Here is a 23,084-nt window from a genome sequence, read left to right on the forward strand (position 1 = left end):
TAATGAAGCCAAAAAAAGAGGGGGAAGAGAGATGAGAAAGGACACGAAAATGGATGCACATGTGACTAGAAGTGGATATAGATACTACACTCCAACTCAAAAAAAATCAGAAGTCACTAAGCCTGAAGAAGAGAAGAAGTGGAAAAAAGGCCTCAGTTGGCTAGGAAAAGCCATCTGGTCAGGAATAAAGAATCTACCGAGTGTAATTGCGAGAGCTGCCGTTTTGATGGTTGCGACTCCACTCATGTTTCTCCTCTTTATCTTTAATCTGATTAAGAGCTTGATTGCGACAGCAATTGGTTGGGTAGTATTTAAGATTGTAGTTGTCCTAGGCTATGCTGCTTTTTGGGAAATATATTTTTGGATAACAAAATCAGGTCCCTCTGCAGATGTAGAGAAGCAGTTAGATTGGCTTATGACTAACTTTTTCTTTCCTCAAAAGGTCCCCATCTACTATTGGTGGGAAACGACTATTATCGTTGTCTTAGCGGTGATTACAGCCCTCTCTCTAACCTTTCGTCCAACGGATGAAACATAGTATTGAATAAACAATTTAGGTGCTAAGGATTTTTTTAGCACCTTTTTATAAAAAGAAAGTGAGAAAAAAATAATGGATGCAGTTGTAGATTTTATTAACAAAATTGGGAATATCGGTGGGATTATCGGTATTGGTTGGGCCGCTTGGGGTGCCTGGGACTTAGCAGTAGGAATCAAACGTGAATTGGATGACAAGAAGGATAAAGGGATCCAAAGTTTGATTTTAGGCGCTCTTCTTGGCGCCGTCCTAAAAGCACTCTTTACAGCTTTAGCAACAGGTCTTCAATCTCTTGGTTAGGATGAAGAAGAAAGAGGAGGTGGTTTTATGGACCAATCCACACTTGATCAACTAACCATGAGTCTGAAAGACTATAATGCGACAGCCTATGAATTGATGGAAACTGTTTCAGGATCGATGGGGAAGGTAGCAATTTTGCTCCTTCTCCTTTTTATGGGGATCAACCTCATGAATTGGCACCAACAACTTAAAAGCAATGGAGGAGAGCTGTCATTTCAGCTTTGGATTGAAGAAATCCTCAAGTATGCTATCGCACTCTTTTTTATCCTCTATGTGGATGCGATTTTTGATGCCTTGTCATGGTTGTTCAATGTTATCATTAAGTTAGTAGCCAAGAATGCTACAGATCCTTTCAGTTCTGAGCCACCAGATTTTAAAGGTTTGGGTATGATTGAGAAATCATTCTTTAAAATTGTTTATGCGGTTGTTGATTTTGTCGGTCAGATATCGACTAAGTTGTTGATCCTGTTACGTTCCTTTACGCTTTACACGTATAAGGGAATCGCTAAAATTATTGTCGCTTGTTACATGGTGGATAGCTTACGCCCGATCTGCCTCGGTTTCTTTAAGCTCTATGCTGCTGCTGTCCTTCAGGGATTGATTTTAGTGGTTGTGACCATGCTTTATCCAGCTATTGTCACGAATGATTTATTGACACTTAGCAATACTGGAGCTTTTATAACTGCACTCGTAGCCATTGCAAAAGGAATCATTTACATCATTATGCTATTTGGTAGCCAACGCATGGCTAAGAATATCATGCAGGTGAACTAGGAAGGAATTTGCTAAAAAGGTACTGAAGAAAGGAACAGAATGACACGTTTAGGCAGTGAATTTTTAAAGGCTTTAGATAGCTACGAAAGGCCAGTTATAGGGTATATGACACTGAGACAGTTAGTGCTACTATTTGGGATAGCATTGACAGTAGTTGTCACTACTATTCTCTATTGGCTGAAGGCACCTGATATAATCCTTTATGGCGTTGATATTTTGTTATTAGCGCCTTTTGTTATTTTCGGGTGTTATATTGATGAAAAAATTAAAGATGAGGTTCGTTTCCTTTTGACTAAGCAGGAACGATCTTATCAGACAGATTATGACAGAAAGGAATATACAAGAAATGAATTTATTCGGCCGAAAGAAAACCCTGAAACTCTCTAAGGAAGAACGGGAACGGGCCAAACGTCTAAGACGTACCATGACGGCATCTACACAGAATAGTCTTAATTATCAATGGTTGATGCCTGATGGGCTCATGAAAATTACAAATGATCAATTTTCAAAGACCTATCGCCTAGGTGATACAAGCTATATTACTGCAACAGATGATGAGCGAATTGATATCATTGAAACAAACGCTGATATTTTTAATTCGCTGGATATTGATAATGATATGCAGCTATTGATCCTAAATCGTAGGGTAGAAAGCAATAGCTTATCTTCTATTCGCTATGATTTGGTTGGAGACGGATATGATGATTATCGTAAAGAATACAATGCGATGATCAATGATCGTTTTTCTCAGGAACAAAATACCTTCAAGGTAGAAAAGTATCTGACGATTACAACCCAAACAGACCAGGATCATCAAGCTAGAAGAATCCTCGATGATACAGCCAGCGTTATTGAAAGTCAGTACAGTGGCTTAGGAATCTCCTTTAAGGAGTTAGAGGGATTAGATCGTCTTCTTATCTTCCGAAAACTCTTGAGGCGAGAAGGTTTTATTGATTTCAACTATGAAGACATTGCTATTTCTGGATTATCAACCAGGGACTTTGTAGCTCCAAACTATCTGAAGTTTGAAAAAGATCATATGAAAATTGATGATTGTTTCGCAAGGGTGATGTATGTTAGACAATATCCTACCTTCTTGAATGACAAACTGATTAAGAATATCCTGGATACAGGAATTGAACTGGCTATCAGTCTGCATGCGAAGCCCTATGATACTGCAGATGCCCTAAAGAAAATCAAGACAGTTAAGTCAAGTGTACGTAGGGAAATGATCAAAAGTCAGAAGGCTGCAGCAAAAGAAGGTTACGGAAGTGATCTTGCTGTTGGTGGGAAGGCTGTGGAGACATCTCGTGAAACAGAGAAATGGACTGAAGAACTCCAGGACAATGACCAAAAAATGTTTTCAGGTGTGATGACGATTTTCTTCATGGCTGACACTCTGGAAGAGTTGAATATCTACACTGAGCAGGTTCAACGATCTGTCCGTAAGAATACGGTAGAACTGGATAAGTGTTACTTGTACCAGGAAGAATCCTTGAATACGATTCTACCGATTGGGATTCCATTTATCAACGTAAAACGCCGTTTTATGAGAGATATGACTACCAGTAACTTGGCCACACAAGTCCCATTTACCAACGTAGATCTTCGATCTAGCAGTCAACGTGCAATTTATTATGGCCAGAATCAGCTATCTAAGAACGCTATCACAGTTGACCGTAAGAAAGACTTGAATACAGGTTCAGGTTGTATCTTTGGAACGTCAGGATCAGGGAAGTCTGTTCTTGCTAAAGGTGGAGAGATAATTCCTACAACTCTACGTTACCCTGAAGATAATATTATTATCGTCGATCCTGAAGATGAGTACACTGGTATTGGCCGAGAATTGGATGCAGAAATTATCACAATCGCTCCTGGATCGCAACATCACTTTAACTTGTTGGATCTTCCTGATAAGGATAAACTGCAGGCAGAAGATAGTGACCCGATTGGCCAAAAATCAAACCTCTTATCAACCTTGTTTGAAAATATATTCTCTGAGGTATCAGACGATGAATTTGCGATGATTGACCGTGTAACGAGAAAGACCTATGAGGAATTTGAAAAACCAACATTTAAGGATTGGCAATCAGTTTTAGAACGACAACCTGAAGATGTGGCCAAGGAGTTGGCGCTGAAGGCTGAACCTTATACGGTTGGATCAAATGATATTTTCGCACATCCTACAAACGTCAATATGAATAGTCGCTTTATTATCTTCAATCTGAAGCAGTTGAGTGGTAAATTGAAGCCATTTGCCCTCCTGGTGATTCAGGACTTCATCTGGAACCAGGTAGTCAATAATCAAGGAAAAGCTATTACATGGTTGTACTTCGATGAGTTGCAGCTATACTTCAAAAATAAACTGCAAGCAACCTTCTTTACAGAGCTATACTCACGTATTCGTAAGTACGGGGCTATTCCAACAGGGATTACCCAGAACCCAGAGACTGTTTTATCTACAGAGGAAGGTAGAAAGCTAGTCGCAAACTGTGAGTTTCTAGCCCTCCTGAAGCTGAAGCGGACAGACCTAGAAGCCCTGGAGCAGGTAATTCCTCTTACACCTTCACTGGAGCGATTTGTTTTGCGACCAAAAGCAAAAGGTACTGGTTTGATCGTAGCTGGAGATACGATTGTTCCATTTGAAAATCCTATCCCTAAAGATACCAAACTGTATCAATTGGTTGCGACAGATAGTTAAAAAAATAGAAAGAGAGGTAATTTCTTTTGTCTAAAAGTAATCGCAAACAATTAAAACAGGAACGCAAGCGAAGAATCAAAGAAGGATTAGCCCTCAATGCTGAAAAAAAGCCTAAAGAAGCACGTTTAGACTCAAAAGTTGCATTTAAAGAAGCTAAGAAGAATTATCGCTTAGCGAACAAAGATTATAAACTACATAAAGGACCTCAAGCAACAGCTAGAGGTCTTTTCTTTAAGCAACAACGTGATCGAGCAAAGTTAGAAAAACAAATTGCAACAACGCTCTATAAACGAGCTAAAAAGGCTGATGACAGTTATATCCCTAACCGCCTAAAGAAACGTGCAAAACAAAGTGCTCGAATGAAAGCGAGACACGACGTTGAGAAGACAGTCAGGGATAATGAAATTCTTGGAGACTGGGTTCAGGCGAGGCAAAACATTCGTCAATTTAAGTACCAGATAAACGCCTCTAAAAGAGCGTTAAATGCTGTAGGAAAATTATCCAAGTATTCAATCAAGCACAGCTATGGACAGCTCAATAGAAGTTATAATTTCATCAGAGGGCGAGGATATACTCGAACACCTAGAGAGTTCTCCTGGGAAGGAAAACTCAGCAAAAAGATGAAACAGGCCAGAAAGCGACTTGCAGGTTCAAAGTTTGGGAAGGTGTCAAGAGGGACAGGAAAGGTTTTGAAGGTTGCGACAAAGCCCCTGCGTTCCATCTTATCCAATCCTTTAGCTGTCAAGTCCTATTTCTTAATGTTCCTCATCTTTGCAGTATTTGGGGCATTTATGGCCATGTTTGGAGGCAGTGGTCCTGTCCAACAAAATGAATTTGACCTGAACAAGTCATGGCTTCAAATTAGTAAACGAGATCGAGAGAAGTCAAATGATAAGGTAGACTATTGGACCAACATCGATGACATGATCTTTTTCATGAACTTTCGCTACGGTAGTGAGTGGAAACCAGAAAGTAACTGGAATGAGGGGACTGGTGGTGAATGGGCTGGAATATTAGGTTTCAATCACTATTCAGATGCCTTGAATGATCTTTGGAATCATTTGAATGATGACCCTCACAACTTGAAAAAGATGGCTGACTTATATGGCCCCTCGTCAGATCTCAAGTGGACTAAGTTGAGTGATAGCGAGTTAGAAGAGTATAAAGAGCTAGAGGATTTGACTAAAGAAGTTGGTCGATACCCATCTTATCAAGAACTAGCTAATCCCTTTTACCAGGAAGACGACCCTTCTTATCATGCTCCTCTAGTTATCCTGAAGCGGTTTGGTTATACCTCTAAGAGTGAAATCTATGAGAAAACACAACTAAAAGCTTCAACAGGACAAGCTCTAAGAGCTCCTATTGACGGTCAAGTCAGTGTGACAGATGATACTACTGTATCCATCAAAACAGATAAAGCCATCTTTACTTATGAAGAGGTAGGAAATATCCGTGTTTCTGACGGTGATCAGGTCAAAGCTGGAGACGAGGTTGGGAAGGTAACGGCAAATGGTTACCAGGTCATTCAGTATCAAAAATTGGAGGAAAAAGAGACAAAGGATAAGAAAGAAAAGTGGACATCAGTCAATCCAGGCTTTTACTTTCAATCTGTCACGTACAATCAGACAACCTCAGTCATTACTACACTTGATGGTGATTTAGGACAAAAATCACGAGCGATAAAAGACTACTTGAAGCAAAAGGTACCAGGGCTGACAGATAATGGTTTGGCAGCCATGCTTGGAAACTTTGCAACTGAAAGTAATATCAATCCTAAACGTGCTGAAGGAGATTATCTTAGTCCGCCAGTAGGGGCTGATTCTTCTTCCTGGGATGATGAGTCCTGGTTAGCTATAAGTGGGCCCGCTATCTATGATGGTGGGTATCCAAATATTCTTCATCGAGGTTTAGGATTAGGTCAGTGGACAGATACAGCAGATGGTTCTACTAGGCATACTCTATTATTGAATTATGCAAAATCAAAAGATAAAAAGTGGTACGATTTAGAACTGCAGTTAGATTTTATGTTGGAGGGGGATACTCCTTACTATATCACTGAACTGACCTCAATTCTAACCAGCACAGAAGATGTAGAGACACTTACAGAGCGGTTCCTGGTTAACTGGGAAGGGAACTCTGGAGACAAGGTCCTAGAGCGCCAAAATAACGCTAAGCAGATCCACGCTTTTCTTACTCAACAAGTTCGAGGAGGTGGAGCGTTAGCGTCTTCCTGGAATTTCCCTGAAGAGTATAAGTCAAAAGTGGAACACCCTCCAACACAGGCTTCTATGACTACACAACAAGGAAGCGGTTATGAAGTGGGACAATGTACTTGGTATGCCTATAATCGTTTAGTTGAACTAGGAACGATTACAGACTTATCAGGAGCTTATGGTTACCTTGGCAATGGTCAGGACTGGGTAGCAAATCTGGTCGCAAAAGGATGGCGGTATAGTACAACTCCAACAAAAGGAGCTGTTGTATCAGTAGTAGGTGGATTTGGTGGAACACCAGATGAATACGGCCATGTTGCGATTGTGGAAGCTGTGAATCCAGACGGTTCATTCCTCGTTTCAGAATGTAATATCCAAGGAGTACAGGATAAGGTCCATTTTCGTGTCATCTATCCAGCTTACTACTATACGTTTGCGACACCGAATTAAAAAAGAAAGAAGGTAAATCATGAAAATGATAGATATGGAGAAATTGAAACTCCTGAAAATAGGAGGAATCCTTATAGGAGTTGTGCTAGTTCTAGGATTCGTATTCTGGATTGGAGCAGCAACCTCAGCGCAAAAGAAAGCTAAACAGGATGCTGAAACTACTCAACAAGAAACCAAAGCAGAGGGAAGCGAACTAACGCAAGAATATGTAAAGGAATTTTTGACGGCTTACTTCAATAAGCAGGATCTTGGAGAAAATAGAAATCGCTATTTGCCCTATATGACAGAAGCTGCTTACAATCAGGAAGTGAACTCTGAAGAAGAACCAACGGTACAAACCTATAAGGGCTATGTAGTGGATACACAGATGAAGTCTTCTACCATCTACATCGATCAAGAAAATAATGTTGCCCTAGCTCAAGTGAGATACACTCAGACACAGTTACAGAAGAAGTATGATTATACTAACGCCCAAACAAACGTAGGATCTTCAAGAACCATACGGATTCGCTTCAGCAAGCAAGATGGGAAATACCTGGTAAATCATATTGATCCTATTTTGATTGTGGACAGCTTGAACGCCAGCGAAAAGGCGAGTATTCCATCGTTAAACAAACCAATCAATAACCAAACACAAAGCACAGAAGGGAAAAAGGAACAATGACAAAATTAGAAACTTTGGAAAAACAAAAACAGAAAGCGGAAAACCGCTTAGCTGACTATATGTCCAAGGCCAAGAAGGAAGAAGAGAAACTGCAGCAGCTAGAAACTCAAATCATTCTGGCCAAGCATGAGGAACGATCAAACTACTTGGCTGAACATAATTTAACCTGGGCTGATATTAAAGCAGCTCTTGCTGAAGGAAAATTGAAAGGAGCTGAAAAACATGTACCGTTTAACCAATCTGACACAAAACACGACCACAACGTATAAAAATCGGGATCTTGTGTATCAAGCGCTGGAGCGAGAAAATGCTAAGGTTAAACACCAGGAGGCAGAAGCCGTTTTATTGGTAGAGGAACTGGATAAAAAGAATGTAGTGGTGTACCAAGAAGATGTCTATTTGCCGTTTGAAGGGATCGCAGATAGCCTCTTCCTGAAGCCTGGTATGGTGAATAACAAGGAAGTTGCACCAAAAGAAGCAAAAACCTCACTCTTTAAGCGCCAGACTAAAACAAAACATCTAGAGAAGACTCCTGAAGAGAAAGCTGAAGCCTCTTCCTTGAAACATGAAACTCCCAAACCTCCAACCTCTTCTAAACGCTCTTTTTGGGTGTATTTAGGAAGAGTTCTGGTGTTGTTTGGTCTAGTAGGAAGTCTGACACTTGCTGGCTTATCATTTACGCTAGTTTACCATCAAGAAAAGCAACTCTCGGCCGTATCCAAGGAACTTTCAAATCTAAAAACCATTCAGTCAAAAACAGGGGAACTAGATGCCTTTTCACGTTACTTTTTGCCAGCCCTTTACTCTGATAAAGGGAAAATGGCTGATTTCGTAGCTCCTCAATTAACGATAGATAGACAAGCAGGTCAACTGCAGTCTGTGATTTTGGAATCTAGCTTGATTGTTGATGAAGCAACTTATCAGCTAACCTATGTAGTAGCCGTGAAAGACGGTGAGAACAGAAGTCAGAAACGCTTGGTAGTTACTGTGAAGGAAGAACCTTCAGCGCCTTACGGATTCCAGGTTATTGCCAAGCCAGAACTATCCAATTATCCAAAATAAAGGAGGTCTTACATGGATCAAGAAAAAGTCAGTCATTCTCTGGCTTTAAAAGGAAAAGTTACCCTGGAGATGACGATACAAGCTCTGTATGCCCTCGCAAAAGCCCATTATGACAAGAAACAACATAAGGCGGCAAATCAAACTTTTGAAGGGGAGACACGTTTTAATGATTTTATGGCCACAAAATCAAAAAAAGATGTCGAGAAGTTATTAAATAGTGAAGTTCACTTGGCTAAGTTGAAGCATTACCTGGAGGAGTATAAGGTAGGTTTTACTTATCATCAAAAAGATGATACAACCTATCTCTTCTTTGAAACAAAAAATCGTCCCCTGGTAGAAAAGGCTCTCAAAGATATGTTGGCAGACATCACGAAAAGCCCAGAAAAATTGGAAGAGTTTGCTAAAAAGGTGCTGAAGAAACCACATGAAATGACTCCTGAAGATAAAATCAATTACTATAAGACAAATAAGGTCTATAAAGGAATGATGCCAGTTGTTACGAAGGAGATTGGGAAGGAGAAGACACGATGATTAGAAAACCTATATGGCCCTACCTGGTGGTGGGGCTATTTTCATTTGTTATTTTCCAGTCCTTTTACCATTACTACCAACTTTCGACTGCAGCAGTACCTTTCATGGGAATGTTGCGACTTCGTTGGTTGCTAGAACACTGGGAACGCTTCTCTTTTGGTGTTTTCTTTGATTCAGGAGCCTTGTATGCAGGGTTGATCGGATTCGGCCTCCCAATGCTTGTCTATGCCTCTATGGATAAGAATTTATATCGCCAGGGAGAAGAACAAGGTAGTGCTCGTTTTGCGACTTTGAAGGAAATGAAACGGTTTGAAGACGTTGATTTTGAGAAGAATATGATTTTTTCAAAACAAGTTAAAATGGGCCTATTTAACTTTCGCTTAGCCTACAATGTTCAGCTCAATAAAAATGTGATTGTCATTGGTCTTCCAGGAGATGGTAAAACCTTTACTTTTGTATTGCCAAATTTAATGCAGATGAACTCAAACTTTGTTGTGACGGATCCTAAAGGAAACCTGGTACATGAAGTTGGGAAGATGCTTGAGAAAGCTGGCTATGCCGTTAAAATCTTTGATTTGATTCGGCTCAAGAATTCAGATCGGTTTAATCCTTTTCATTACATGAAGTCTGAGCTAGATATTGATCGTATCTCTGAAGCAATTACTGAGGGAACGAAGAAGAGTGAGCATACTGGAGAGGACTTCTGGGTTCAAGCAGAGTTGATGCTGCAACGTGCATTGATTGGTTATCTATATTTTGACTCGAAGGATCCTGAAACTGGAGTCCAGTTATATATGCCAAACCTGGGTCACGTTGCGGATCTATTAAGAAATATGTATCGAGAGGATCCAGATGTACCAAGTCCTGTCGAGCAGATGTTTGAAGAACTGAACGAACATCAACCTAATAACTATGCTTATAAACAGTGGAAATTATTCCAAAACTTCAGAGGTGAGACAAGAAACAGTGTGGTAGCGATTTTGTCTTCTCGCTATTCTATCTTTGACCATGAAGATGTACGAAACTTGATCAGTGAGGATACCATGGAAATGGAGACCTGGAATACGAAAAAGACAGCCGTTTTTATTGCTATTCCTGAAACCAATAACGCCTTTAATTTTCTTTCCTCAATCTTGTTTGCGATTGGTTTTGAGGTTCTCACACATAAGGCTGATGATATTCTGCATGGGAAAGTACCTGGCTACAGTAGAAAAAATCTTCGACACATTCAGTTTATCTTCGATGAGTTTGCACAAATTGGCCGTATACCAAACTTCGCCCAGGTTTTATCTTCTATTCGTAGCCGTGAGATGTCTATTAAGATTATCATTCAAGCTGTCAATCAGCTAGAATCACTATATAAAAGCGATTGGAAGACAATCTTTAATAACTGTGCTACTCACCTATTTTTAGGGACAAATGACAAGGATACGATGGAATACTATTCTACAAGGGCAGGTAAGCAGACTATACGCACTCGGTCCACCTCAAAATCGCATAGTTATCGTAATGGCTCATCAAGTGAAAATAAACAAATTCAAGGCCGTCCACTTTTAACTCCAGATGAGGTCTCAAGAATTGGGGTAGAAGAAGGACTGGTTTTTATTTCTAAACAAAATGTCTTCAGAGATGAAAAAGCAAGTGTCGATGATCATCCCAGAAAAGATGAGATTGCAAATTCTCCTGAGGACAAAAAAAACTGGTACGAATACACTCGAAAAGGAACAGACATCGACGGCTTGCTTTTATATGCTAACGATTTGACTCCGCAGCTAAAAGAGTTATTCGTGGCCTAACATACAGAAAGGACAGTAGGATGGAAACACCTAAAACACAATTAGGATACCTGGAGAGTATCTCGCAGGTTCTAGCATTAAAACTAGAAAATTTAGCCACAGAACGTTATGCTATTTGGCAACTATTCAAACAGGCAGATGAGGAGACTTTCTATCAATTAGCTCCTCATCTTTTTGTGACGACTAGTCAGGAAGATCCAATAGTTGTTAGTGAACTAGATGCAACTCCTGAAGGATATCTTTTATTTAAGGAATTAGTAGAGGAGGAAAGAGTATGCCTTTAACAAAAGCACAGGCAAAATCGCTGGATATTTTAGAAGTAGCTCGTAGTCTTGGAATGGAGATGAAGCGAAAGTCACATCGAGAGTATTATTGGGCCGAGCATGACTCATTTAAGATCGATACGGTCAAGAATGTCTGGCATTGGTATTCTCAAGCAGATAAGTATGGGGACACCATTAGTCTTGTCCAAGAAATGCGAAATGTCAGCTATAAGGAAGCAATGGTATTCTTAGAGACAGGATCCTTTCCTGAAGCGAAACCAATGGAGGACGTGCGTAAACCATTTAACTATACATTGGCCTCTCATGAGCAACCATTTGTAGAGGCAAGAGCTTATCTCAAGGAGGTTAGAGGACTCTCTGATGATACAATTGACTTCTTTCTGGAGAAGGGGACACTAGCCCAAGCCAAACGTACAGGTAAAGATGGTGTTATAGAAGACGTATTGGTTTTTAAATACTTGGACAGAAATCAGCAACTGGTAGGTGCGAGCCTCCAGGGACTTGTTCCTGATCAAGAACGTCATCCTGGCAAAGGATACTTGAAACAAATCATGTATCAATCAGAATCTATCAGTGGTTTAAACGTTTCTATAGGGTCTCCTAAGCGTTTAATTGTGGCAGAGGCACCAATTGACCTAATGAGCTATTATGAGCTTCATAAGGGCGAATTAAACGATGTTCGGCTGGTTGCGATGGAAGGATTAAAAGAGGGAGTTTTGTCTCACTATGTTCTTGAAACTTTACAGGATCGAGGGGATATTCCTATGGATGAAAGAGATTATACTGAGTCTAGTGAACTAACACGTACCTCGAGATTCTTATCTGTTGCAGCGGAAACCTCCACACTTTTCCAAGATCACAAATATGATGATCTCATCACGCTGGCAGTTGATCGTGATAAAGCAGGCACAGACTTTATCACTAAACTACGGGAGAAAAAAATCCCAGTTGTCGATGCAAGACCACCACAACGTGAAGGCCAGGAGAAGACAGACTGGAATGAGATCCTGAAGCAGGAAAAACAACTGGAGAAAGACGCACCGGACAACAGTCGTCTTGCACAGGCACGTCGAAAATTGGAACGACTAAGGGGTGAACAAGACGAGGCTATTTCAAGGGCTTATTCCCACCAAGCGCTAACAAATGGACAACCCATGAATGATAAGCGAGGCGGTGCTAGCTTTATACGTAAGCAAGAACAAATAGAAGGTCAAATCTTCTCGAAGATGGATGAGATTAGGCAACAGGAAGAGCGAGTAGAGCGCCTGGAGCACCAACAACGTTTGAAAGAAATGGGATTTAATCGTCAGGGAAGTGGTCTGGAGATGAGTGTTCAAAATATACCTAGAATCCGTGAAGAGTTAGAAAAAGCTAAGCGTGGAGAGTCATTCTTTACCAAAGCTACTCTCAAACGCTATCAAAAAGAGTTGACTAGACTTGAGGCTATATCTGAACAAATGGGTAAAACGAGCATTCAACCAGCAACACAGGCCTTAATTGATGAGGGCTTAGTGAATCAGTGGCAAAAACAACCAAATATCTATTTTATAAAAGGGCTACGTCGAGTTGCTTTAGAATTGACGGAGGAAGGTAAATTTGAACTATCTCCTAAATATCACCCTAATACGGATGAGGAAAAAGAGGTGGTAAACAAGTTATTGTCCAAACAAAAAAAGCAAGATGAAGTAGTTCTAGAAGATGATCAGAGCACAGAAAAAGCTCCTGAGAGTTCTCAGGAGCAAATGAATGATAGGACCAGTGGTGGCACGGGTTCTTTACAGCCTAAAGCTGAAGGCAGTACCTCACCTGTACTTGAAACAAGTACCTTTGAGCAAACTGTTACCAGTCACCCGACATCATCCTATCCTTACTTACAGTTTAGCACAAATTATGATAAAGTGCAACGGCGAGTGGGGAATTATCACCCAATTACACCTGCCGATTTAAGACGTTTGAACCAATATGCGCCCTCCATTCAAAGTACAGCGTCCTGGTATTTAAGTGAAATGGCTGACAGTAAGATCAGCTTTGTTTATGCGGATCATGGAGAGGAGAATGTGCTTCAGGTGACTTTTCAAAAGGATAACTTTATCCATCTTTCAGGGATTAGACCTTTTGAAGAGGGAAAGGGAGCAGCAAATTTCCTAGATGATATTGCAAATGGTCAGGGGCATTATGACGGTATGTTGATTAGTAATGCAATTAAGGATAAATTACAGGTTCTTCCTATGTTGCGTGATATTTTAGATCCACATTCTTTTGTTTTAGATGATTTGAGCAGTGTTGAAAAGCTTCACAATCTCAATATGAGTGAAGCTATTAAAGCAAAAGATGAAGATTTCTTACTACTGTTTAAAGATATCGGAGATGAAAAAATTCCAGCCTCTCTTATGAAACTCAAGGGAGAGCTTGCAACTAATGTTAAATCGTTGGATGAAAAGATCATTCTCGGTGTTTATAGAGAGCGAGGTGGTCACATTGAGCAACTTTCAATCAATGAAGAATATGTTAAAGACAATGGTGCAGAAATGCTGTCAGTTTTGAAGAATAAGCAGTTTGAAGAAGTTTCTAAAAAAATTGAACAAACAACGCTAGAGAACACACTGAATAGCCCCCTACTTGATTCGGCTACGTTTACTCAAGTCTTAGATACTGTCTATAATTTAGGTGTGCCAGCTGATATCTCAAAGACTCCAGAAGAATTTCATCAAGCCTGGAATCAGTATCTTGACTATGCGAAACTGCACAATGATAAATTTGATCAGATTGTTGCTGCAGCTGGAGAAGATCATCTCCTAGATACAAATTCAGATTTTTATAAAGAATGGCAACAAGATCACATCTATAAGGAGAACTACCATGTACGTCTTCAATGGGCTGAGGAGCGACCAGATGGGCCTAAATTGGCATTTAAAGAAACCGAGCTGATATCTTATCAAGATTTCGCTAGGGAGCTATATAAGGCCAACCAGAGCTTTTATCAGTTACATCAGGAAGAGCTAAAACAAGTGACTGGTGGTCACCCAGAAGGCTACATCTCTCCAACAAAGGTCCAGTTTAGTATCTACGCTCCTGATGGTGAACTGATCCAGGATAGCATTCGTTACAATATCGGTGAGGAGATTAACCCAATCACTCATAAAGAAAGACTTGGAACACGAGAAATGAGGGAGCACCCAGAATTGATGAAGATAGATGGGACCATATTCACTCAGTATCATCTGGAGAGATTGGCGAGTGAGTTAGATATTTCTCAGTTTAGTTACGCTTTGGAAGATACTCCTTACGCAGAACAACTTTTATCTCAAGTACCTTACGGAGTGTCAGAAAATAGTCCGATTGGTTTTTCGGATAGTAGTCATGATAGTCGTCTAGGATTTATTTCTTTTGATGGAATGGATAGTGTTGAGGTCGAAAATCTATCTGCTTGGTTTGAGAAGTTGGGTGTCAAGGACTCACCTATGGAACAAGTAGCTCTTGTAGAAAAATGGCAAAAAGAGATTAAAGATTTATCAGAAAAAGTTGAACAAACGATCGCAACCGTTCGAGATGAATTTGAGAAATCACAAGATGAAGAAATCAAACTAGAAGAACAAGGACGTAATAAGCAGGAGTTGAAACGTGATGCTGATGCTGACGGTGTTTCTGATGAGGAGGAGTTGCTTCAGGGAACGAATCCGTATGATTTTAGATCGAAACCAGGTTCTAAACCAGAGGTCGAGGAGAGTCTACAAGCAGATGAAGTTGTTTTAGCAGCTAGCAGTCTTGCAGTCGCAGATTTTATTCAAAATAAAGATATGGCAGGATTAAGTCGTCACCTTAAAGAAGGAATTAAGGAGTTTCTGGATTCGGATAAGTACAGAGACTATCTAACGAAAATGAGCCAACTAAATAATTATTCTAATCGTAACTTACGCTTAATTCTTGCACAAAATCCTGAAGCAAGGCAAGTAGCTTCTTTCAAGCAGTGGAAAGAAAACTTTGACCGCTATGTGAAAAAAGGTGAGAAGGCTTTACGTATTTTTAAACCTATGACGAAAATCAAAAAGGACGAAAATAACCAACCAATATTGGATAAAAATGGGAAGCCAGAAACTGTCACATTCTTTGGCCTAGTACCAGTCTTTGATGTTAGTCAGACAGAAGGAAAGGAGATGCCAAAAGCTGCAGAAGTTAAAGAACAGCTGACTGATTTGGACTATGCAAATCTTTACCGTGCCCTGATGGCTATTGCAAAAGAAAATGATGTATCGGTTCGATTTGAGGAGATGGAAAATAATAAACATGGATATTATTCTGTCCCAGAAAATCAAATTGTTTTACGTAGTAATGAGATGAACAAGGCTCAAATTATTAAAACTTTCTTACATGAGATGGCTCATGCAGAGTTGCATCATGCAGATAATCCTCAAAAAGAAAATCTAACTAGAAGCACTGCTGAACTCCAGGCTGAAAGTGTTGCTTATGTTGTTTCTTCATACTATGGTATTGATACGTCAGAGTATTCCTTTAACTATCTATCTGGGTGGTCTGCTGATAAGGAGACACTTGCTGATTTAGAAGCACAGTTAGATATTGTCCAACAAGAAGCTAAAAGTTTAATGGTTCGGATGGATCAAGCATTGGAACAATTAAGATTGAGTCAGGAGAAACAAACGAAGCGTAGTTTTGAACAAAAACTGGAGAAGTTTAAAGATCAGAGCAAGCAGGCTGTCGAAGATCACAAGCAGGAGTTGAAAGCAGATGCACAATCAAAAAAAGAGAAGGGTTTCTCGAAATGACCGAACGGGACACCCCAAATAAACCCAAGGTCAAATTAAAAACAAATCATCATCAAGGAGGACAACACTCATGACTAATGAACAAGAAGAACAACTGATTATCATCCTTTCAGACTTTATTCCAATCATGGATGGAGACAGAGTTCAAGGAGTATTGCCAACCGCTAAAGACTTGACTCGCCAAAAAGTTCTGGAGCAACTAGAGGAAGAACAGTCTCAACTACCTGAAGGAGATCCTGCTCTTTTGGAGTGGGAAGAAGAAAATATTGAGCTACTCAAGATGATTACAGATGAAGAATTTCAAGCTGTACTCACAGAAAAAATCTTACTGACAGAAATACAAATTGGGCAGTCGATTTTCCAGCCTCTAACTTCTCAACAACTTTCTGTCCTAGCTGAAAAGTTACAAGGTCAGAAAGAAAAAAGTGTAGAAAATAGTGATAAGCAATCATCTATTTTCAAAAACATCTTCAGTTGGTTGCGATAAATTGTTAGAGGTTGTACTCCAAAAGATATAGGAAAGGGGCTTGGGGATTTCCCCAAAACTGAGAAAATCAAGAAGGAAAACTACAAGGTTCTCCTTCTCTGATTTTTTTAAATTTCGCAAATGGATATCCATTTGCTACGCTTGCCACAAGGAAGTCAGGGGCTGATGCCTGGTCAGAAAATGCCAGAGACTTTGAGAGAAAGAGGATAAAAAATAATGCAGAAACGAGAAAATAGAAAACGCTATATACAAAAATTGATACGACTAACACCAGAGGAAGATCGTCAAATTAAAACAGCGATGGCCCAAATGGGAGTTCCATCTTTTCAATACTATGCGAAGAATCAATTGGTGCAAGGAAAGGTGGTGCAAATTGATTTTTCTGAATTGAAAGATCTTCGAGTTGCTATCAATCGAGTTGGGACGAACATCAACCAAATTGCCAAGCATGCTAACGAAAATCAAGGGGTTACGCCAGAGGAAGTAGCACAAGTTATTGACTATCTATCTGAGTTGAAAGAGATGGTAGCTGCCAAACTTTCTAGCGCAGAGAAGAAAAGTTTACAGGAGCGAAAAGTGAAAACTATAAGGACGTATGACGAATGGTAGTAATTAAAACACCCAAACAAATTAAAACTCCTTCCAATTTAAAAATAGCTGTACGATATATTCTGAATGAAGCGAAAACTCTTGTATCAGGAACTGCAGAAAGTGATCTTGATTTTCCTCTTGTCTATCATGATGGTGAACTTCAAATGAAGTTAGTATCTGGCAATGGGATCTCTGATTTTAGCGTAGCGGATGAAGAAATGGTCATGACAAAATTGGCTGCAGCCTTTAAAAAAGGAGATGACGACTTGAAAGAATTATCTTCAGGAAAACAAGTATTGGCCCATCACATTATCCAGTCTTTTTCTCCAGATGATAACTTGACTCCTGAGCAAGTTCATGAAATTGGCCGTCAAACGATGTTAGAATTGACGGGAGGGAATTATGAGTTTGTGATCGCAACACACACGGATAAAGATCATCTTCATAATCATATCATACTCAATACAACCAATACCTCAACGCTTAAAAAATTTCGTTGGGAAAAGAAAACTTTGAAAAATTTGAGGGCAATATCGGACAAACATGCGGCACGTTATGGAGCTAAAATTATTGAGCCTACTATGAAAAATTCTTATACAAAGTATTCTGCTTGGCGGAGACAAAATAATTATCGGTTTGAAATTAAGGAGCGTCTGGATTTTCTTCTGAAGCACTCTTTGTCGTTAGAAGATTTCAAACAAAAGGCAGCTGCGCTTGATCTTCAGATCGATTTCTCTGGTAAATTTGTGAAGTATAAATTGCTTGATCAGCCCCAACAAAGAAATGTCCGAGATGATACATTATCAAAGAAAGGACTTTATTCTCTTGAAAAAATAAAAGAGAGAATTTCTAAGAATCAGTTAGTTTTTGATGTGGAGGAATTGAAAGAACAATATCAAGAATCAAAAGAAAAGACGGCAAATGATTTTGAATTGAAATTGGAAGTGGAATCCTGGCAAGTCGAACAAGAAAGCAAGCAAGGCATTTACGTACAGATGGATATGGGAGCTTTAAATAGTGGTACCATTTTAATACCTTCTCATAAAGTTGATAAAAATGAGGATGGAAATTACACGATCTATATCAAAGAGAAAGACTATTTTTATTTTCTCAATCCAGATCAATCTCAAAAAAATAGGTACATGATGGGCTTGACTGTCGCAAGGCAATTGGCCAAACAAAATGGAGAAACACTTGTAACTAAAAACGTTCAAATTTCTTCTATGCGTGAACTGATTAAGGAATATAATTTCTTAGTCGAGCACGGCGTGACAGATGGAACACAATTTCAACATTTGGAGGAGCGCTTTAATGAAAAGATAGAGGCTACCCAGGAGGAATTAAGACAGCTAGATGAGCGACTTGGACGTTATCATAAAATTGAAGGAGCACTTTTAGCCATCCAGCAATCTCCAGAAAATAGTCTTGCGGCGGTACAACTATTGGATGATTTAGGAGTTCCAAAAGATATGGGACTGGAAGATGTCAGTCAAATGATCAAACAATTCCAAATTGAAAAAGGAGCCTTACAAGAGTTCTTTGACGATACTCTAAAACATTACACAGATTATAGAGATATTAAGGAGCACGTGCGTAGTCGAGAAGAGAAAGTTGATCGACGTTTTGAAGACGAAAAAACCTTGTAAAAGTTTTTGATGTTTTCAATCTAGTCTTGATTTCAGTACAATAGAGAGTATGTTTAGATTTGATGAAAAAGAATTTGTCGCAGAACTAGATCGCAAACGTGAGCAGCAATTCCTGAAGCGAATAAGAGATTATGACGAGCAGATTGCTCCCTCCATGAGATTGAGGGGATATAAGCGGATAGATAGTACAGAGAGGACAGTTGTTTTTACGTTTGGAGAGGTGACTTTCTCTAGGAATCGCTGGCGAAAGGGAAAGAAAAGTTCTTATCCCGTAGATGAGTGGCTAGGTCTAGAAAAGTATATGCGTTATTCTCCTGAGTTGATTTTTCACATGGCAAAACACGCTTCTGTTTTATCCTACCGTGAAGTTTGTCGAACAGTTAAGATGGCTTATCGCCTGGAGATAACAAAGGACGCTGTTTTGAAGTCTGTAAAAATGGCAGGCAGACTCTTTTCAGATAGGGAACGCTATCGGCTTTTTAGAGGTGATGAGCAACCGAAAAAAAATCCAGGCAGATAAAATCTACCTGGAGGGAGATGGTGTGCTCGTCAAGACAACATCAAGCAATGATGAACGACACAATACAGACTTAGCCCATTTCCTGATTCATACTGGAGCGAAAAAGGTTGGTAATAATCGGTATGTACTAGAGAATAAGCATGAGATTATCCATACAAGCCATGAACAAGCAAAGGAAGAATTGATAGACTATCTCTATAATCATTTTGAAATCACTGATCGAACTCTTCTTATCACTAACTCGGACAATGGTAAAGGATATTCTCGCAGAATATTTCAAGAAATTAAGAAGGTCCTACGGATTAAACGTCATGAGCATTTCTGGGATGCCTATCATGTCAATGAAGAACTTAAAAGATTCCTGAAGCCGTACCCGTCTACACTACTTGATCTTGCTTTTAAGGCCATCAAAAATCATCAGAAGAGCCTGCTTCAGACCGTACTAGATACAGTTGAATCTCTCATAGAAAGCCAGGAAGCTCTTGATAATTTTTACAATTTTCGTAAGAAATTATTAAGAAATTTCTGTGACACTAGGCCACCTAAACTTAGAGGATTGTCCTCACGTGGTATCGGGGTAATGGAGAGTCAGCACCGAAAGGTCACTTACCGCATGAAACATCGAGGGATGTATTGGTCCATCGAAGGGGCTTGTACTATGGCCAGAATGATACTCCTTGAACGAATTAATCAGCTATACAATCTATTTTTTGGATGTTGGAGACAAGAGTATGAAGAATTTAGGGATACGGGACTAGGTGCAGGATTTCGTATTAACCATAGGCCACACAAAGCTGTTATCAGAAAAAGAGGGCATAAATAATACAAAAAGGCAGACAAAAGCCTCTAAAAAAAGATTTTTTAGAGGTGTTTTTGTCATGTTTTTATACAAAATAGTTGCTTTTTTGCCTAATGTGTGTTACAATAATATAGTAAAGAAAAACGAAAAAGGTGTAGAAGCAGCAACTTCTACACCACCGATTAAGACAAACACACACTTTGCTTAATCAGTCAAACAATATTGTAGCATAAATAGTGCAATATAGTCAAGGGCTGGGGTAAAGTGAGGAACTTTTTCCAGTTTTTTTGTCTGAAAAATCTCGCTTTCTTATTGAGTTATAAGGATATTTGATTATTCCCAAAAATTTAGACACAAACAAGTCTCCGAATTTCCTTGCCAAAATAGAGAAAGTGTGATAACATAGTACGGTATGTGGTGCTAGCACATCCGCTATATTAGATCTAATAGGAGGAAAACACAATGGCTAAAGTATGTTACTTTACAGGTCGTAAGACTGTATCAGGAAACAACCGTTCACACGCGATGAACCAAACAAAACGTGCCGTAAAACCAAACCTTCAAAAAGTTACTGTTCTTATCGATGGTAAACCTAAAAAAGTTTGGGCTTCAGCTCGTGCTTTGAAATCAGGTAAAGTTGAACGCGTTTAATAAAAATGAAAAGACCGCTTAGGTCTTTTTCTTTTGCTCTAAGGATAAAATCATTTGAAAAATAGAGTAAATATCCGCCGATACAGCATTCTGCTTTTACACTTGGGCTGAAATATGATAAAATAGAGTATCAACTAGTTGAGGTAAAAAAAATGACTGTAAAAATTAATACAAAAGATGGTCAAATCGAACTGACAGATGAAGTGATTGCAACCGTAGTAGGTGGTGCCGCAACTGAGATTTTTGGTGTGGTCGGTATGGCTAGTAAAAATGCCCTCAAAGACAATTTCCAAGCCCTTCTTGGTAAGGAAAATTATTCTAAGGGTGTTGTTATAAAAGCATCCGAAGATGGTAGCATTGCAGTTGATGTTTATACCGTATTGAGCTACGGAGTAAAGATAAGCGAAGTGTCAAAAAACATTCAAGAGCGTGTTCGTTTTAGTTTAGAAAATCAACTAGGAATTACTGCTCAGACTGTGAATGTCTACATTCAAAATATCAAAGTTGTAGGAGAATAATCGTGTCAAAAATTACTACCAGTTTATTCCAAGAGATGGTGCAAGCTGCATCAACTCGTTTGAATAAGCAAGCAGAATATGTCAATTCATTGAACGTCTTTCCAGTTCCAGATGGAGATACTGGGACAAACATGGGAATGACCATTGAAAATGGTGCCAAAGAAGTAGCAGACAAGCCTGCTTCTACAGTTGGAGAAGTAGCGAGCATTCTTGCCAAAGGTCTCTTGATGGGTGCCCGTGGGAACTCAGGGGTTATCACTTCTCAGCTCTTCCGTGGCTTCTCTCAGGCTATCAAGGAAAAAGATGAATTAACAGGTCAGGACTTGGCTCTTGCCTTCCAATCCGGTGTCGAAGTAGCTTATAAAGCGGTTATGAAACCAGTTGAAGGAACTATTTTGACTGTTTCTCGTGGAGCGGCTATTGGGGCTAAGAAAAAAGCCGAGGAGACAGATGATGCTGTTGAGGTCATGCGTGCAGCCTTGGAAGGTGCGAAAGCAGCTTTGGCTAAGACACCAGAAATGCTTCCAGTCCTTAAGGAAGTTGGTGTGGTAGACTCAGGTGGTCAAGGTTTGGTCTTCATCTACGAAGGATTCCTTTCAGCTCTTACTGGTGAATACAGTGCGTCTGAGGACTTTGTAGCGACTCCTGCCAACATGAGTGAAATGATCAATGCAGAGCACCACAAGTCTGTAGCAGGGCATGTGGCAACTGAGGATATTACCTTCGGTTACTGTACGGAGATCATGGTAGCCCTCAAACAAGGTCCAACTTATTCTAAGGACTTTGACTACGATGAATTCCGTAACTACTTGAATGACTTAGGTGACTCTCTGCTTGTTGTCAACGATGATGAGATCGTCAAAGTTCACGTCCATACAGAAGATCCAGGTCTTGTCATGCAAGAAGGTCTCAAATATGGTAGCTTGATCAAGGTAAAAGTGGACAATATGCGTAACCAACACGAAGCGCAAGTTGAAAAAGAAGCAACTCAAGGAAACAAGCCTGCTGAAACAAAAGAGTATGCCCTTATCGCAGTAGTAGCTGGTCAAGGTTTAGCAGATATCTTCCGTGCCCAAGGTGTGGATTATGTTATCGAAGGTGGTCAGACGATGAACCCTTCAACAGAAGACTTTATCAAGGCTGTTGAACAGGTCAATGCTCGCAACATTATCTTCTTGCCAAACAACAAAAATATCTTTATGGCAGCTCAGTCTGCGGCTGAAGTGCTTGAACAACCAGCTGTTGTAGTAGAAGCACGTACAATTCCTCAAGGGTTGACGAGCCTTCTTGCCTTTGATCCAAGCAAATCAATCGAAGAAAACCAAGAACGCATGACTGCAGCCCTTGGTGATGTCGTAAGCGGTAGTGTAACAACAGCCGTTCGTGATACAACTATCGATGGATTAGCAATTCATGAAAATGACAATCTTGGTATGGTAGATGGGAAAATCCTTGTGTCAAACCCTGACATGCACCAAACATTGACTGAAACTTTGAAACATATGTTGGACGAAGATAGTGAAATCGTGACTTTCTATGTCGGAGAAGACGGAAGCGAAGAACTTGCCAATGAAATTGCCCAAGAAATCGCAGAAGAATTTGAAGATGTTGAAGTAGAGATTCACCAAGGTCAACAACCCGTATATCCATATCTTTTCAGTGTGGAATAATGGTGAAAATGGAATGAAAACAACAGAAGGAAGCTGGTTTTTCAGCTTCCTTTTTCTATGCAAGTTGACCTACCAATAAATTTATATTGAAACAAACCTTCTATTGGAAAT

19 protein-coding genes and 1 pseudogene are annotated in these 23,084 nt (G+C 39.7%); all 20 read left to right on the top strand.

The window, feature by feature from the left end:
- The first annotated feature begins 31 nt into the window (after nucleotides 1-31).
- Nucleotides 32-538 carry a hypothetical protein gene (locus B7721_RS02650; RefSeq protein ID WP_061587161.1) on the top strand — a complete coding sequence of 169 codons (507 nt, stop codon included), beginning with the start codon at nucleotides 32-34 and terminating at the stop codon, nucleotides 536-538.
- A 72-nt stretch (nucleotides 539-610) separates the two neighbouring features.
- A complete protein-coding gene (locus tag B7721_RS02655; protein ID WP_000340303.1) occupies nucleotides 611-835 on the top strand; it encodes a hypothetical protein in 225 nt (74 codons plus the stop codon).
- Nucleotides 836-862: 27 nt separating this feature from the next.
- Complete coding sequence (locus B7721_RS02660; protein ID WP_084877367.1) at nucleotides 863-1,609, top strand: hypothetical protein; 747 nt, start codon at nucleotides 863-865, stop codon at nucleotides 1,607-1,609.
- Between the two features lie 39 nt (nucleotides 1,610-1,648).
- Nucleotides 1,649-1,996 (top strand): PrgI family mobile element protein, encoded by a 348-nt coding sequence (locus B7721_RS02665; protein WP_000197454.1) that lies wholly within the window; start codon nucleotides 1,649-1,651, stop codon nucleotides 1,994-1,996.
- Complete coding sequence (locus tag B7721_RS02670; RefSeq protein ID WP_084877368.1) at nucleotides 1,956-4,310, top strand: VirB4-like conjugal transfer ATPase, CD1110 family; 2,355 nt, start codon at nucleotides 1,956-1,958, stop codon at nucleotides 4,308-4,310. The genes B7721_RS02665 and B7721_RS02670 overlap by 41 nt, the downstream gene beginning before the upstream one ends.
- Before the next feature lie 26 nt (nucleotides 4,311-4,336).
- Nucleotides 4,337-6,973: a phage tail tip lysozyme gene (locus tag B7721_RS02675; protein ID WP_084877370.1), complete on the top strand. Its 2,637-nt coding sequence runs from the start codon at nucleotides 4,337-4,339 to the stop codon at nucleotides 6,971-6,973.
- A gap of 19 nt (nucleotides 6,974-6,992) precedes the next feature.
- Nucleotides 6,993-7,637 carry a hypothetical protein gene (locus B7721_RS02680; protein ID WP_084877372.1) on the top strand — a complete coding sequence of 215 codons (645 nt, stop codon included), beginning with the start codon at nucleotides 6,993-6,995 and terminating at the stop codon, nucleotides 7,635-7,637.
- Nucleotides 7,634-7,906 (top strand): type III restriction endonuclease, encoded by a 273-nt coding sequence (locus tag B7721_RS02685; protein WP_070683679.1) that lies wholly within the window; start codon nucleotides 7,634-7,636, stop codon nucleotides 7,904-7,906. The genes B7721_RS02680 and B7721_RS02685 overlap by 4 nt, the downstream gene beginning before the upstream one ends.
- Complete coding sequence (locus tag B7721_RS02690; RefSeq protein ID WP_084877373.1) at nucleotides 7,860-8,699, top strand: hypothetical protein; 840 nt, start codon at nucleotides 7,860-7,862, stop codon at nucleotides 8,697-8,699. The genes B7721_RS02685 and B7721_RS02690 overlap by 47 nt, the downstream gene beginning before the upstream one ends.
- Before the next feature lie 12 nt (nucleotides 8,700-8,711).
- Nucleotides 8,712-9,230, top strand: a complete 519-nt coding sequence (locus B7721_RS02695; RefSeq protein WP_084877375.1) for a hypothetical protein — start codon at nucleotides 8,712-8,714, stop codon at nucleotides 9,228-9,230.
- Nucleotides 9,227-11,026, top strand: coding sequence for a VirD4-like conjugal transfer protein, CD1115 family (locus B7721_RS02700; RefSeq protein ID WP_084877377.1), 1,800 nt, complete (start codon nucleotides 9,227-9,229; stop codon nucleotides 11,024-11,026). The genes B7721_RS02695 and B7721_RS02700 overlap by 4 nt, the downstream gene beginning before the upstream one ends.
- 20 nt (nucleotides 11,027-11,046) lie before the next feature.
- On the top strand, nucleotides 11,047-11,310 hold the full coding sequence (locus tag B7721_RS02705; RefSeq protein WP_070683687.1) for a hypothetical protein: 264 nt from the start codon (nucleotides 11,047-11,049) through the stop codon (nucleotides 11,308-11,310).
- The gene (locus B7721_RS02710) at nucleotides 11,301-16,091 is read left to right on the top strand and encodes a PBECR4 domain-containing protein (protein ID WP_084877378.1); all 4,791 of its coding nucleotides are present in this window, start codon (nucleotides 11,301-11,303) and stop codon (nucleotides 16,089-16,091) included. The genes B7721_RS02705 and B7721_RS02710 overlap by 10 nt, the downstream gene beginning before the upstream one ends.
- A gap of 70 nt (nucleotides 16,092-16,161) precedes the next feature.
- A complete protein-coding gene (locus B7721_RS02715) occupies nucleotides 16,162-16,578 on the top strand; it encodes a hypothetical protein (RefSeq protein ID WP_084877380.1) in 417 nt (138 codons plus the stop codon).
- A gap of 216 nt (nucleotides 16,579-16,794) precedes the next feature.
- A complete protein-coding gene (gene mobC / locus B7721_RS02720) occupies nucleotides 16,795-17,187 on the top strand; it encodes a plasmid mobilization relaxosome protein MobC (RefSeq protein WP_193431828.1) in 393 nt (130 codons plus the stop codon).
- Nucleotides 17,181-18,815: a relaxase/mobilization nuclease domain-containing protein gene (locus B7721_RS02725; protein ID WP_084877382.1), complete on the top strand. Its 1,635-nt coding sequence runs from the start codon at nucleotides 17,181-17,183 to the stop codon at nucleotides 18,813-18,815. Before mobC ends, B7721_RS02725 begins: the two co-directional genes overlap by 7 nt.
- A 49-nt stretch (nucleotides 18,816-18,864) precedes the next feature.
- A pseudogene (locus B7721_RS02730) lies at nucleotides 18,865-20,158 on the top strand (ISLre2 family transposase).
- 438 nt (nucleotides 20,159-20,596) lie between these two features.
- Nucleotides 20,597-20,785, top strand: a complete 189-nt coding sequence (gene rpmB, locus B7721_RS02740; protein ID WP_001140948.1) for a 50S ribosomal protein L28 — start codon at nucleotides 20,597-20,599, stop codon at nucleotides 20,783-20,785.
- Between the two features lie 152 nt (nucleotides 20,786-20,937).
- Nucleotides 20,938-21,303, top strand: a complete 366-nt coding sequence (locus tag B7721_RS02745; RefSeq protein ID WP_084877385.1) for an Asp23/Gls24 family envelope stress response protein — start codon at nucleotides 20,938-20,940, stop codon at nucleotides 21,301-21,303.
- Between the two features lie 2 nt (nucleotides 21,304-21,305).
- On the top strand, nucleotides 21,306-22,973 hold the full coding sequence (locus tag B7721_RS02750; RefSeq protein WP_070569243.1) for a DAK2 domain-containing protein: 1,668 nt from the start codon (nucleotides 21,306-21,308) through the stop codon (nucleotides 22,971-22,973).
- The last annotated feature ends 111 nt before the right edge of the window (nucleotides 22,974-23,084 follow it).

It is taken from the genome of Streptococcus oralis subsp. oralis (assembly GCF_002096445.1).
Taxonomy (GTDB): domain Bacteria; phylum Bacillota; class Bacilli; order Lactobacillales; family Streptococcaceae; genus Streptococcus; species Streptococcus oralis_N.

What these genes read in the sequence shown, in the direction of transcription:
- mobC (WP_193431828.1), top strand. Translation starts at nt 16,795, where the DNA reads ATGCAGAAACGAGAAAATAGAAAACGCTATATACAAAAATTGATACGA.
- B7721_RS02680 (WP_084877372.1), top strand. Translation starts at nt 6,993, where the DNA reads ATGAAAATGATAGATATGGAGAAATTGAAACTCCTGAAAATAGGAGGA.
- B7721_RS02670 (WP_084877368.1), top strand. Translation starts at nt 1,956, where the DNA reads ATGAATTTATTCGGCCGAAAGAAAACCCTGAAACTCTCTAAGGAAGAA.
- B7721_RS02715 (WP_084877380.1), top strand. Translation starts at nt 16,162, where the DNA reads ATGACTAATGAACAAGAAGAACAACTGATTATCATCCTTTCAGACTTT.
- B7721_RS02695 (WP_084877375.1), top strand. Translation starts at nt 8,712, where the DNA reads ATGGATCAAGAAAAAGTCAGTCATTCTCTGGCTTTAAAAGGAAAAGTT.
- B7721_RS02650 (WP_061587161.1), top strand. Translation starts at nt 32, where the DNA reads ATGAGAAAGGACACGAAAATGGATGCACATGTGACTAGAAGTGGATAT.
- B7721_RS02655 (WP_000340303.1), top strand. Translation starts at nt 611, where the DNA reads ATGGATGCAGTTGTAGATTTTATTAACAAAATTGGGAATATCGGTGGG.
- B7721_RS02705 (WP_070683687.1), top strand. Translation starts at nt 11,047, where the DNA reads ATGGAAACACCTAAAACACAATTAGGATACCTGGAGAGTATCTCGCAG.
- B7721_RS02745 (WP_084877385.1), top strand. Translation starts at nt 20,938, where the DNA reads ATGACTGTAAAAATTAATACAAAAGATGGTCAAATCGAACTGACAGAT.
- B7721_RS02660 (WP_084877367.1), top strand. Translation starts at nt 863, where the DNA reads ATGGACCAATCCACACTTGATCAACTAACCATGAGTCTGAAAGACTAT.
- B7721_RS02665 (WP_000197454.1), top strand. Translation starts at nt 1,649, where the DNA reads ATGACACGTTTAGGCAGTGAATTTTTAAAGGCTTTAGATAGCTACGAA.
- B7721_RS02685 (WP_070683679.1), top strand. Translation starts at nt 7,634, where the DNA reads ATGACAAAATTAGAAACTTTGGAAAAACAAAAACAGAAAGCGGAAAAC.
- rpmB (WP_001140948.1), top strand. Translation starts at nt 20,597, where the DNA reads ATGGCTAAAGTATGTTACTTTACAGGTCGTAAGACTGTATCAGGAAAC.
- B7721_RS02690 (WP_084877373.1), top strand. Translation starts at nt 7,860, where the DNA reads ATGTACCGTTTAACCAATCTGACACAAAACACGACCACAACGTATAAA.
- B7721_RS02725 (WP_084877382.1), top strand. Translation starts at nt 17,181, where the DNA reads ATGGTAGTAATTAAAACACCCAAACAAATTAAAACTCCTTCCAATTTA.
- B7721_RS02710 (WP_084877378.1), top strand. Translation starts at nt 11,301, where the DNA reads ATGCCTTTAACAAAAGCACAGGCAAAATCGCTGGATATTTTAGAAGTA.
- B7721_RS02700 (WP_084877377.1), top strand. Translation starts at nt 9,227, where the DNA reads ATGATTAGAAAACCTATATGGCCCTACCTGGTGGTGGGGCTATTTTCA.